This is a genomic window from Acinetobacter sp. neg1, from assembly GCF_000788125.1.
GTDB lineage: Bacteria > Pseudomonadota > Gammaproteobacteria > Pseudomonadales > Moraxellaceae > Acinetobacter > Acinetobacter vivianii.
Window position 1 is genome coordinate 962257 of sequence record NZ_JSZD01000006.1, and the last position, 11987, is coordinate 974243.

Annotated in this window: 14 protein-coding genes and 2 tRNA genes; 7 read left to right on the forward strand and 9 right to left on the reverse strand. The window is 40.7% G+C overall.

The window, feature by feature from the left end; all coding sequences use genetic code 11:
- Positions 1 to 20: 20 nt before the first annotated feature.
- The 4 genes from PJ15_RS05555 to PJ15_RS05570 all read right to left on the reverse strand — a co-directional run bounded on the left by PJ15_RS05555 (position 21) and on the right by PJ15_RS05570 (position 2659).
- Positions 21 to 94 (reverse strand) — tRNA-Trp (locus PJ15_RS05555).
- A 69-nt stretch (positions 95 to 163) separates the two neighbouring features.
- Positions 164 to 248 (reverse strand) — tRNA-Leu (locus tag PJ15_RS05560).
- Between the two features lie 106 nt (positions 249 to 354).
- Positions 355 to 1176, reverse strand: coding sequence for a protein kinase domain-containing protein (locus PJ15_RS05565; RefSeq protein WP_047428804.1), 822 nt, complete (start codon positions 1174 to 1176; stop codon positions 355 to 357).
- A complete protein-coding gene (locus tag PJ15_RS05570; protein WP_004770491.1) occupies positions 1151 to 2659 on the reverse strand; it encodes a DUF3336 domain-containing protein in 1509 nt (502 codons plus the stop codon). Before PJ15_RS05570 ends, PJ15_RS05565 begins: the two co-directional genes overlap by 26 nt.
- 173 nt (positions 2660 to 2832) lie before the next feature.
- On the opposite strand from PJ15_RS05570, the gene PJ15_RS05575 reads away from it, so the two are divergent.
- The 5 genes from PJ15_RS05575 (at position 2833) to PJ15_RS05595 (ending at position 7017) form a co-directional block, all read left to right on the forward strand.
- Positions 2833 to 3723: an ATP-binding protein gene (locus PJ15_RS05575; RefSeq protein ID WP_004770492.1), complete on the forward strand. Its 891-nt coding sequence runs from the start codon at positions 2833 to 2835 to the stop codon at positions 3721 to 3723.
- Between the two features lie 99 nt (positions 3724 to 3822).
- Positions 3823 to 4923, forward strand: a complete 1101-nt coding sequence (locus tag PJ15_RS05580; RefSeq protein ID WP_047428805.1) for a DUF6670 family protein — start codon at positions 3823 to 3825, stop codon at positions 4921 to 4923.
- A gap of 183 nt (positions 4924 to 5106) precedes the next feature.
- A complete protein-coding gene (locus PJ15_RS05585; RefSeq protein ID WP_047428807.1) occupies positions 5107 to 5685 on the forward strand; it encodes a TetR/AcrR family transcriptional regulator in 579 nt (192 codons plus the stop codon).
- Entirely contained in the window at positions 5682 to 6587 is a 906-nt protein-coding gene (locus PJ15_RS05590; RefSeq protein WP_047428809.1) for a DMT family transporter, read from the forward strand. Before PJ15_RS05585 ends, PJ15_RS05590 begins: the two co-directional genes overlap by 4 nt.
- Positions 6588 to 6609: 22 nt before the next feature.
- Positions 6610 to 7017, forward strand: a complete 408-nt coding sequence (locus PJ15_RS05595; protein ID WP_047428811.1) for a hypothetical protein — start codon at positions 6610 to 6612, stop codon at positions 7015 to 7017.
- 96 nt (positions 7018 to 7113) lie between these two features.
- Here the strand turns inward: PJ15_RS05595 and PJ15_RS05600 are convergent, their stop codons facing one another.
- Both PJ15_RS05600 and tsaD read right to left on the reverse strand, forming a co-directional pair.
- The gene (locus PJ15_RS05600; protein WP_004770499.1) at positions 7114 to 7617 is read right to left on the reverse strand and encodes a hypothetical protein; all 504 of its coding nucleotides are present in this window, start codon (positions 7615 to 7617) and stop codon (positions 7114 to 7116) included.
- A gap of 179 nt (positions 7618 to 7796) precedes the next feature.
- Positions 7797 to 8804, reverse strand: a complete 1008-nt coding sequence (gene tsaD, locus PJ15_RS05605) for a tRNA (adenosine(37)-N6)-threonylcarbamoyltransferase complex transferase subunit TsaD (RefSeq protein WP_047428814.1) — start codon at positions 8802 to 8804, stop codon at positions 7797 to 7799.
- A 144-nt stretch (positions 8805 to 8948) separates the two neighbouring features.
- Between tsaD and rpsU the strand changes: the two genes are divergently transcribed.
- Together rpsU and PJ15_RS05615 are read left to right on the forward strand one after the other, a co-directional pair.
- Positions 8949 to 9164 (forward strand): 30S ribosomal protein S21, encoded by a 216-nt coding sequence (rpsU, locus tag PJ15_RS05610; RefSeq protein WP_004652785.1) that lies wholly within the window; start codon positions 8949 to 8951, stop codon positions 9162 to 9164.
- 29 nt (positions 9165 to 9193) lie between these two features.
- Complete coding sequence (locus PJ15_RS05615; protein WP_004770502.1) at positions 9194 to 9640, forward strand: GatB/YqeY domain-containing protein; 447 nt, start codon at positions 9194 to 9196, stop codon at positions 9638 to 9640.
- 77 nt (positions 9641 to 9717) lie between these two features.
- Here the strand turns inward: PJ15_RS05615 and PJ15_RS05620 are convergent, their stop codons facing one another.
- From PJ15_RS05620 to PJ15_RS05630, 3 genes are read right to left on the reverse strand one after another with little or no spacing between them, the layout of a single operon-like run.
- Complete coding sequence (locus PJ15_RS05620; protein ID WP_047428819.1) at positions 9718 to 10077, reverse strand: hypothetical protein; 360 nt, start codon at positions 10075 to 10077, stop codon at positions 9718 to 9720.
- 40 nt (positions 10078 to 10117) lie between these two features.
- Positions 10118 to 10483, reverse strand: coding sequence for a GFA family protein (locus PJ15_RS05625; protein WP_047428821.1), 366 nt, complete (start codon positions 10481 to 10483; stop codon positions 10118 to 10120).
- A gap of 28 nt (positions 10484 to 10511) precedes the next feature.
- Positions 10512 to 11927, reverse strand: a complete 1416-nt coding sequence (locus tag PJ15_RS05630) for a M48 family metalloprotease (RefSeq protein WP_406935472.1) — start codon at positions 11925 to 11927, stop codon at positions 10512 to 10514.
- Positions 11928 to 11987: the final 60 nt, after the last annotated feature.

Below are 11987 nucleotides of genomic sequence, written 5' to 3' on the forward strand. Positions count from 1 at the left end.
TAAAAAGTCCTTTTCAAATTTGGCAGAGGATCAAGGACTCGAACCTTGACGAACGGTTTTGGAGACCGTCATGCTACCATTACACCAATCCTCTATAACCGCATGATTAGAGCCTAAGAGACTCAACCATAAAAAAAGCAAGATTAAACTTGCTTTTTAAATTTGGTGGGGGCGAAGAGACTCGAACTCTTACACCTTGCGGCGCTGGAACCTAAATCCAGTGCGTCTACCAATTTCGCCACGCCCCCGATGGGTATGCATATTAGAGAGAAACTTTCTTTATGACAAGTCTTTCTCGCAAAAAAACCACTCAAATGAACATATAATATTCAAATCAAGGTGTTATGTTTACTTTTAAAGCAAATTGATGGCATTTAAACTGCTTTTTACCGCTTCAATAGAGTTAAATCGTTGTTGTACATGCTTGGACAACAGGCCTGTTAACACTGGCAAAAAGCATTGTAATCTTTCTGGAAGCTGAATGTGTAGTTGCTGACAATGCAAGATCGCCCATTCATGATAACTTTGAGCCTGTAATTTAGTTTGCGTCAACCATTCATAAACAATAATTCCAAAAGCGTATAAATCGCTTTGAATACTCTTCCCTGCCCCATGAAACAGTTCTGGCGCCATATAATGTGGTGTTGCATCCAGAGTTTGAATGGATTGCCCTATTCTAAAAGTCTGTTCAAAGTCGATCAGCTTGCAAGCGTTAGCGTGAACACGAAAATGCTCTGCCTTTAAATCCCCATGAATCCAGCCTGCTTGGTGTAAACCATTCAATGCATCTAAAGCTTCAACGATCTTTTGTTTAATGAATTCAATGTCACAGCTATCCGAAAGTGGTCTAAAGAATTCTTTTGCAGCAACGGTGACCAATCCAATTTCATCACCAGTACAATTTAGTTGCTGTTTAAAAGGATTCAGTTGAATGATCTGATGGGGCAATAAAAAGCCTTGTACGTCTTGGCGATGCTGATAAAAATCTAGCTCGCGCAATAGCGCCTGTTCAAAGCCCTCATGTGTATTTGAATGATGAAATTTAAGCCAGTAACGCTGCTGATGAATTTCAAAGCGATATAAGCGTCGCCCAAAGGCATAGCTTTGGGCTTTGGTCACTAATGCCAAGTTTTCAAGTTCAATCTTGGGATCACAGATCCACGTAGTAAAACTCATTCTGCTGCTTTTCTTCCTGCTTTCGCAATGATGTTAAACAATGCTCAATGGTTTTACCAATCCTTGCATGGGTTTCAATTGCAGATATTTTAGGCCAGGTCGCCCGCTCACCCTCTCGCTGCAATACTTTGAACAGTTTTGGTCGTGGATTTTTCAACATATAGCTATAGTGCCGCAAACCATATTTGGCAATGATGTTTACATCACCATAATAGCGCTGCCCCAAAATGCCATAACCATGATCCAAAGCGCGACGGATCGGGAAAAAACTTCCTGCATAGTTACGTGTCAGATCCATTACTTCAAGTGCAATGGCTTTGCCTTGGCGACGTACAATCCGCTCAGGCCAACTCAATACATCTCTACGGAAGCGATCAGAATCACTTTGCATAAACGGCACAATATGCGGATTGACCTGACTGGCGATGGTGTAATTAATATTATACAAGCGAGCCATTTTTTCCTGTGGAAAATCACTGCGCATACTACCATCCACCCATTTGGTGTTAGCAAGATACGGCGTATGTTGCCCATCATAACGTTTACTGGTTAGATGCACAGGGGGAAACAAGACTGGAACGGCACAGGAGGCCAGAACGGCACTCCAGACCAACACATTCGGCGCGGTCAATGCATTCATGATCCGTGGGCTTTGTGCCGTGTTATACGGAGCAATCACAATATTAATATGGCGCTTGGACTGCTGATAAGCTTCCGCAAAAGTCACATCGCCCAAGTTTTGCATCAGGAATTGTTTTAAATACATGACATCCGCAATACCGCCATGCCCTCTGATCAGTTCACTCACTTTTCGGAACTTGAATGCATCACTAAAGAAATGTTCACCTTTGAGCAAATCAGGAACCTGATCCGATGCAGAGACACCCAGCATACCGGTCATGATTGCCCCAGCACTAGAACCCGATAACACCCGTGGCATTAAATCCTGCTCTAGCAAAGCCTTACACACACCAGTGTGAAACAGACCCAAAGTTGCGCCGCCAGAAAACATCAAGGCTGGCTGTCCATAAGCAGTCTGGCATTCTTCAAAAAACTGGATTTTTTCCTTTAACTGAAAGGTAATGCATTCACTGGAGGCAAGATAACGAAAACAATCGCTCATTTCCTCGACATAATTTTCAATAATCTTTTTTGTTCCAATATAAGTCTCCGCAAATAACATCGGATGACCAATATTGGCAAAATCATAGGACAATCCTTCTCTTAATACATAAATCAGATCCAGTGTCCGATGCTGGGTTCGATACTTTTTTAATAAGTTATAGCGCTTTGACAAAATCTCTGCATCAAAATAAGGCGATTCATTGTCATATTTCCATGCTTCATGGCCTGAGTCTTCATCCAGTTTTAGTGCAATTTCTTTCCATTCATCATAAGAGCTTGCATGTCGTAAGTGTTCCTGCAACACATCAACCCTATGCGACTGATATGTATTCTTTTTTTCTTGAACTCTATTAAACATTCGCGTTCCTGATTTTCGGCATATTTTTTGAATTCTTGCACCTATACAATGCAAAAAGCTGCCGTAACAATCAAGGGTAAAATCGATTTATTTCGATATTTCTGATGATATTTTCTTTATTTCAGTAATAGCAATGTTAGTATCCCTATTCATCATTAAGTTGGTTTGTATTTATGGCTATCCTTGATTTACCAGAATCTATCATCCAGTCCTTATCGAATGTTTTAACACAGCTTCAGCAAGTGCTTCCTGCTCCGAAACAACCGACAGATTTCTCTGCAATTGCGTTTCGTTGGGAAAATCAGCAGCTGGTCGCAATACAGCAGCCAAAGAAGATGTATCTGGAAGATTTAAAAGGGATTGAACGCCAAAAAGACAAGATCATCCAAAATACCTTACAGTTTCTGAACGGCTTACCCGCCAATGATGTATTACTTACCGGCTCGCGAGGCACAGGAAAGTCCTCGATTGTACGTGCCCTCCTGACTGAATATTCAGCGCAAGGTTTACGTCTGATCGAAATCGAACGTGATGATTTATCTGATTTACCTAAAATTCAGAAACTCATTGAAAATCGTCCCGAGAAATTCATTGTCTATTGTGATGATCTGGCGTTTAACGCTGAAGATGAAAATTATCGTAGCCTGAAAAGTGTATTGGATGGCTCACTACAATCAGGTTCAAGCAATTTTATTATTTATGCGACCAGTAATCGCCGCCATTTATTACCTGAATTTATGCATGAAAATACGCCTGTGCAAAAAGTAGATGTACCGCAATATACTGAACTACATCCACAGGAAGCGATTGAAGAGAAAATTTCACTCTCGGATCGCTTTGGCATGTGGCTTTCCTTCTATCCAATGGATCAGCAGCTCTATCTACAAATTGTAGAGCACTATATTGTGAAAGCTGATCTTGAATATAACGACTTGGTCCGTAGTGAAAGTTTGAAATGGTGTCAGGCTCGTGGACAACGTTCTGGCCGTGCCGCCTATCAATTTTCAAAACACTGGATCGGCTCACAAAATCTGGAAAAATTGTCCAACAAAGCATCTGCATAAATGTCCTGAAAAGCCGTAGCTTTGTCCTTATTTCCGCTTAGCATGGGCAATTGTTTTTCATAACCTACTTTTCAGCTTCGATAAAGTTTAGGAAACAAGATGAAAAAACAGTTGCCTCCCACTTCCCTCACCAGCAAAATCATGGGGAAAAGCCTACTCTTGGCGCAGGGTACATTAGATCAAGCAATTCAATATTCAACCCTGCCATTTTCCCAGCCCGACATTATCCGACCACGTACACAAGAAAAGTTCTATACATGGACACATTATGGGATTTTCTTTCCACTTCTGCCTGAACCACATCGTTATTTAAATATTATGATTTTGCTCGGCACACCTGGCGCGCTGGCATTCGACCATGATGATATTACTTTGGGTGATCCAAGAAAAACGGCAACATTCTTTTCGAGTACAGCTGCAATCGACGAGCATCTATTAAAAGCCTACGTCATTCCAGAAAATACCAATATTCAAGACAATGGATCAATCATCCAACTTGGAGAAGAAGTTTCAATTCAAGGGACATTACCCTATATTCAACTCAAAGGCGCTTATCACGGCTTAAGTTTTGAATTTGATCTGGATGTGAGCGATCAGGTTTCATGGTTTATCAAAACCCCGATTTATGATCATTTTAGTTTATTGGCAAACTTTAAAGGTCAGCTTGAATATCAAGGTCAAGTTACCCCTGCTGAAGGCTTATGTACCTACGAATATGCACGAGCAGCAGGTGCACATGGTGTCGTGAAAAAGCTGCTCCCAGAAGCCTATAAATTACCGCTCGATTTTTTCACTTATCAAATCATTAATCTAACTGAAACAACTCAGCTACTTCTGACCAAAGCCGATATTCTTGGGCAACCTGCTGCCTATACTTTGCATGTCCGCTACACCGACCGACCTGCTGAAATCTATACCAATGTTGAATTTAAGGTCATCAGCAATCAGCCGAATGCTCATGTTTCTCCAAGCGGTAAGAAAATGCGTCTACCGCAACAATTTATCTGGTCTGTCAAAGATAATGCTGATCAGAACATTTTGAATATTACTGCGGAAATCGATAGCCCATTCCGTTATGGACATGGGATTGGTTATGCCAGTGCTTACACTTTTACAGGTGAATATTTGGAACAACCAGTCCAAGGACGTGGTTATATTGAATATATTGATGTTGAAGATCAAAGTTCATTTCAAAAATAAATCTATCTACACGTGTATAGCATCAATAAGTCTTTGAAATAATTCAAAGGCTTATTTGCTCTTTCACTTCTCACTTCGCTTCATATCTGGATAATATTGCTCTCTTCTTAAGCATTCATACTTGCTAATTAAGTAGTTTTTACCTAATATTAGGTAGGTCGGTATACATAAGTAATTTCTACAATGAGTTCTAAATCAGCAAAACAAAAAATTCTGGATGCAGCATCCACCTTGTTTTATAACGATGGCATCAGCAACACAGGCATCAATACCATTACAGAGAAAGCCAATGTGGCCAAAATGTCTTTGTATAATAACTTTGCCACCAAGTCAGATCTAATCACCTGCTACATCGAAGCACGTCATCAGGAATGGCTCGACTTATATGAAAAAAGAAAAGTTCAGATTAAAACACCCTTAGATGGAATTCTGGCTGTTTTTGATGCCTATCAGGATCACGCTGAATTTGCCTATGAAAAAGGTTTCCGTGGCTGTGGCTTATTAAATGCTGCCGCTGAGTTTCCTGCCCATAGTCCTGAGCGATTAGCTGTCAAAAACCATAAAGATGAAATTGAAGCAATTTTAGTAGGACATTTAAGTCAATTAACCAGCAATCCAGAGCGAGCCAAAGAACTGGCCCTGCTGCTTTCTTTTATTCTGGAAGGATCGATCGCCCGTGCAGGTTTAGAAAGCTCTAGTGATAAAGTATTTGCCGCAAAACACATGGTTCAGCGATTATTAGAACAAGAGATTGCAAATTGAATAGCTCAATCAACCTAAAAGCTCATTATGGCTTTATTGCGGTTTTAGTGGCCTCTATTTTATGGGGAACAACAGGAACTGCTGCTTCCTATGCACCGAATTTAAGTCCTTTAGCCATAGGCGCAATCGCAATGGGCGGTGGTGGATTACTACAAGCCTTATTGGCCCATAAAAATATCCGCAGCCACTTACCACAAATTCGCTCTTATTATCCTTTGCTTTTGATTGGCATGGTTTCGGTTGCTATTTATCCACTGGCCTTCTATTCCTCTATGCGGATGGCTGGCATCACGATTGGGACGGTGGTTTCAATTGGTTCAGCGCCTTTATTTACCGCATTGCTGGAAAAATTCTTTGATAAAAAAGCACTTTCTAGCCAATGGTTTATCAGTTTCATTTTTGGCGTAGCTGGGGTGTTACTGTTAACGATTGGAGAGTCTCATTCCCAAGGTACAAGCCAAAGCATTGCAACGGATCAGAAAACGATTGGTATTATTCTCGGACTGATCGCAGCACTGACCTACTCCTTATACTCTTGGGCAGCCAAAAAAATGATTGATCAAGGCGTTGATTCCAAAGCATCGATGGGCTTAATTTTTGGTTTTGGTGCTTTAATCCTATTACCAACACTGTTTTTTACGGGAACCAATCTGTTCGACGAACCCGTCAATCTATATGTCGTGGGTTATATGATGCTGATCCCTATGTTTCTTGGTTATCTGTTGTTTGGATATGCCTTAAAGACCATTTCAGCCAGTACCGCGACGACCTTGACGCTATTTGAACCATTGGTTGCTGCATTGTTTGCAGTGTTATTAGTTGGTGAGCAATTGGCACCAATTGGTTGGGTCGGTATGGCTTTGATTTTTGTGTGTTTGGCGGTGCTGTCTAAAAATAATTAACCGATTCGTAAGAGTCTTAAATATGTGTGAATGTCAAAAGGTAAAATCTTTTTTTGCATGTCCTGATGATTTTACTGATCTTTTCAGTTTTGATTATCAGGCAAGTTATAGCTTTCCAGAGTACTTCAAAGAAGAAATCCCTACAGATGAAGCCATACCTAATTTTGATTATTCTATTACGTCCTATCAATGTTCAGTATGTCAGCAATGGTGGTATTTTGAGTGCTCGCCCACAGAGAACCCATACCCAATATTCGGTATTAAGTTAGATACTAAAGATCATGTTCTATCTGACAATGAAATTAAAGCAGTCAAACAATTTCTGGCAGTTCTTAGCCACGACGGATTTTCAGCAGAGAAATGTATTCATCATGGGTGTACGAATTTAGCACTTAAAAAAATCAAAATGTGTGTAAACCATTTTATTTAATATCAAAAACCCCATCTAATATGGGTGATTCTGCATAAACTTGCCTATCGATGCAGAGCAAGACATTGTCTCTGCATCGAAAATAGAGCTTAAAGATTAATACTCTTTTGCCAACTTCTCTAAAGTGGTAAGCATTTTTCTCACTACACTTCTTTTATGATGCAACATGTTCTTAATGTTACTTGGATTAAAACCTGTCAGCTTTGCAATGCCTCGACTGGTCATATACTCACCCGTTTTCGCAAAGTGCTTTTCGCTTAACTCGGTTTTCGCATTTGAGAATCGAACTGCCAACTTATAATCATTAAACTCAGACCATGCACCCGTCTTATATTCATCCGCATCAAAGCTACCCTTCTGCTGAGTCGGTTTTTCTCGAAGAATATTATGCAAGCGATTAATGACAATTTTTTCTTCACTTTGTTCAATCAATTGATAAAGTTCAGTTTCTTCAAATGGTCGCCCTAAAGCGATATCTTTTCTATATTGTTCAACTACTTTTTCTTTTGATGCAACCTTCTCCTCACCTTTTTGAGTGAGGCATAGAATCTTGAATAAAGATTCTAGTCGGCCACATGTAAAAATATAAGAAATTTTCAACTTTTGTACTCCACAATGAGTTTTAGCTCATCAAAATAAATAATATATCCAATACTTTATACCATAGCGCCAGTTTCAAGCCTGCGCCATGTACATAAATCAAGAATCTGATTTTTAAATATGAGAATAGGCTAAACTGACCAGCAGCCTAGCAACCAGTAACACTGACCATTTGTATTTTAGGTTGGCTTTAACTCTGTCATCGGCCAACGAGGTGTCGTTGTGACCGCCAAGCCATCATGCTGCCCAGCCTTTAAACGCTGATAACCAGCAAAAGCAATCATGGCACCATTATCAGTACATAAAGCAGGTTCTGCATAGTAAACCTGTGCTTTAATTTTCTTCAATGAAGTTTCCAATTGCTCACGTAAGCGAACATTGGCACTCACACCGCCAGCAATCACCAAACGCTTAAGACCAGTTTGTTTCAAGGCCTTCACAGACTTCTTCACTAAAGTATCGACAAGCGCTTCCTGAAAAGAAGCAGCCACATCCGCATCGCGATTTTCTTCACCTAACTTTTTCAACTGCACAGAAACCGCAGTTTTCAGACCACTAAATGAAAAGTTTAAGCCTTGATGCAACATCGGACGCGGGAATTCAAATGCTTGTGCATCGCCTTGTAAAGCCAACTTCGCAATATTCGGCCCACCTGGATAAGGGAGCTTCATCATTTTTGCGACTTTATCGAAAGCCTCACCCGCCGCATCATCAATCGATTCACCCAGCAATTCATATTGACCAATACCGTAAGCAGCCATTAATTGCGTATGTCCACCAGAGACCAATAATGCGACAAACGGAAATTCCGGTGGAGTTTCCGAAAGTAATGGTGCAAGCATATGACCTTCCATATGATGTACACCAATAGCAGGTTTATTTAACGCAAATGCTAAAGTACGACCAAATAATGCACCTGTCATGAGCGCACCCATAAGGCCCGGGCCACGCGTATAGGCAACTGCATCAATCTCTTGCTTTGTGACACCACTTTGTTCAAGCAATTGATTAATCAAGGGAATCATTTTACGAACATGGTCACGCGAAGCCAGTTCAGGCACTACACCACCATATTCAGCATGCAGTTTGATCTGACTATATAGAACCTGTCCACGTAAGCCGAGCTCGCTATCATAGAGTGCTAACCCAGTTTCATCACACGAAGTTTCCAAGCCCAAAACAATCATTAAACTGCCTTTACAACGATCAAAAATAATATCTGAGCTATTATAGACTTGTGATCTGAGTTGTAAATGAGTAAAATACTGACCTTCACTTGCGATCTAGTGCATAGTGCGTTAGATCTTATCCATAATCTTAGAGGATTTTACATGCCACAAGTTAAGTTGAAAGAAGGCGAACCAGTAGACGTAGCTATCCGTCGTTTCAAACGTTCATGCGAAAAAGCGGGTGTTTTAGCTGACGTTCGTAAGCGCGAATTCTATGAGAAACCAACTCAAGAACGTAAGCGTAAAAAAGCTGCTGCAGTTAAGCGTTATCAAAAGAAATTGACTCGCGAATCTGTACGTACTACTCGCCTTTACTAATTAATTTGTGATTGACTGCTGAAAATACTATGAATACTTTAAAAAACCAGATTACTGACGTGTTAAAAAACTCAATGCGTGCCAAAGATATGGCAACAGTAACGGTTATTCGTGGTGTACAGGCAGCAATTAAGCAAATCGAAGTCGATGAGCGCATAGAGCTTGACGATGCTCAGGTTCTTGCGGTCATTGAAAAGCAAATTAAACAACGTAAAGAATCGATCAAGGCCTTTCAAGGCGCTGGTCGTGATGATTTAGCTAGTAAAGAACAAGCCGAAGTTGAGGTTATTTCTCAATTTCTACCAGAAGCTATGACTGAGGAAGAGCTTGATTCTATCATTGAGCAAACGATTGCTGCTCAAGAAGCTACTAGCATGAAAGATATGGGTAAGGTGATGAATTCTCTACGTCCGATCATAGCCGGGCGTGCCGATCCTGCACAAGTCTCTTCTAAAATTAAAGCAAAATTAAGCTAATCTGCTTAACTTCCTTTCTATTCCCCTGCTTAATTTAAAACTGGATTCATTTCAACAATGAACCCAAATTTTTATTTTTATTTAAAATCACACTGAACATTATATTTCGCAAGCATTTGCATCTCTTTCGATTCCGCAACCTGCTTGATTAGATCCTGCTTGGCCATACTCGCATATTGCGGTGGCAATGAAGAACGATTACGTTCAATTGCATCTGACATATCCTGAATATAACGTTGATTAATCTGGCAATATTTAGCCTGCTGCTCAGGCGTAAACTGTGTAAGTTGTGGATTTAAGCCACGTAAAAAACCACGAATATCCTGCGCATAGGCACTACGAATTTTATCCACCGCATTTACATACTGCTCAACAGATGCTGCTGAACTTGTCCCCACTGTGCTTAATGCAAAAATTAAAACTAAAATCTTTTTCATAAATGTTCTAAGTGCTCAGCAATTGCTTACGTCCGCCATCTTATCTCAATTCAATAAAATTTGGTTTATGCTCTAGAAAAAATTCTTGTTTCGGAGCAGGTAGCACACCTTCAGTCACCGTACCCAGACGTAAACGAATAATATTCGGCAAATCTATACGATAGGAATAAAGTGGACTGGCACAGTTTTGGCAAAATACACGCGCCTTGTTAGGCGTATGAAAATATTCTTTCAGTTGCTCACGCCCAGAAATCAGCTCGAATTTACTTTGCTCAAGTGGACTGTTCCAACCTGCAATTGAACCTTGTGCCTGCTGGCAATGAATGCAATAACACAAGATGCTGTTTTCAATTTCCCCATGATATTGATACTGCACAGCACCACACAAACATTGCCCTTTAATCATTTTATTTTCCTTAATTTTTAAACTGGTTTTAGATTTTCATACGCCGTTCATCTTGCATTTGTTTTAGGCGTGACTCGATTTTGGCCGACATTGCCAAATTACCTTTTGCTAAACGCTGGGCATGTAGCATCGATTTAATCGCATTTTCCTCATATCCCGACCAATACTCAGCTTCTGCACGATAGCACAATACATTAATTGCCTGTAGGGATGAGCTTTTATCCAGATTGGTGGCGCGTTGTAATAATTGCCAGCCTTCAATATCTCTTTGGTTCTTATGAATAAAACGTTGCACCAGACTTTGTGCCTGAGCAATTTGCCCCTGTCGAATCAAGACTTCTGCCAGCTTATAGGACAATGCCCGATTTTCAGGCATAGTTCTTTGTACTGAACCAATGCTACTGCTGGCTTGCTCAATTTTATTTTGACCTAAATAAATATCTGTCTGAATCAAAGGAATCAGAATGTGATTCTTCAATTTTTGTTTTACCAGATCCAGATTTTGCTGCGCCTGCGTATAATCACCGCGCTCTAGATAGAATTTGCTGAGCGCCAGTTGTGCCGCGGTATTGTTCTGGTTCGCCAATGCCTGTAACTGGATTTCTGTAGCCTGATTGGAAACAACAGAGGTGTACAGTTTCAAGATTTCAAAATCTATGTCATATATTTTTGATTTAACTTTAGGCAGTTGATTGGCACGTAAACGCGCCTCACTCATACGTTCTGTGGTTAACGGGTGGGTATACCAGAAATCGGGCAAGAAACTCACACGGCTGGTCGCCCGATGCATGGTTTCAAAATAATCCGCCATACTTTGTGGGTTATAGCCAGCAGCATACATAAATTGCATGCCAATACGATCCGCTTCACGTTCCTGATTACGGCTGTAACTGAGCTGCTTGTCCATTAATGCAGCTTGCGTTCCCAGCATGACTGCCGAACCAGCATCGCCATCAGCCTGAGAGGCAATGGCTGCACCAACGATAATCCCTGCCAATGCCAATAAACCCTGCCCTTTGAATGCTTCTTGGGAACGACTGTAATGTCGCTGTGACACGTGCGCAATTTCATGCGCCATAACGCCAGCAATCTCATCCAGATTTTTTGCAGAAGTAATTAGTCCTGTGTTTAAGGCAAATAGTCCACCTGGTACGGCAAAAGCATTAATTTGAGGATCTTTGACAATCACCAGACCAATCGGCTGGCCTAACTGGGTCTGGCTTAAAATGCCTGAGAAAACTTGTAAAAACTGATCTTCTAGCCATGCATCCTGCACAGTTGGCATTTGACGATGCACTTCACGATAAACTTTTTCACCAATAAATTTTTCTTTTTGTTGGTCGAGTAAACCGATACCGCTGCCAATTTCGGGTACTTCTGTTTGCCCAGCCGTCACCGTAGGTAAAAAGACCTGAGTATGAGTAAGTTGAGTTGTGGCAAACAAGCCACATGCAAGCAGCAACGATCTCAAGTAGTTTCTCTATGATTTTAATAAAGAAATTTA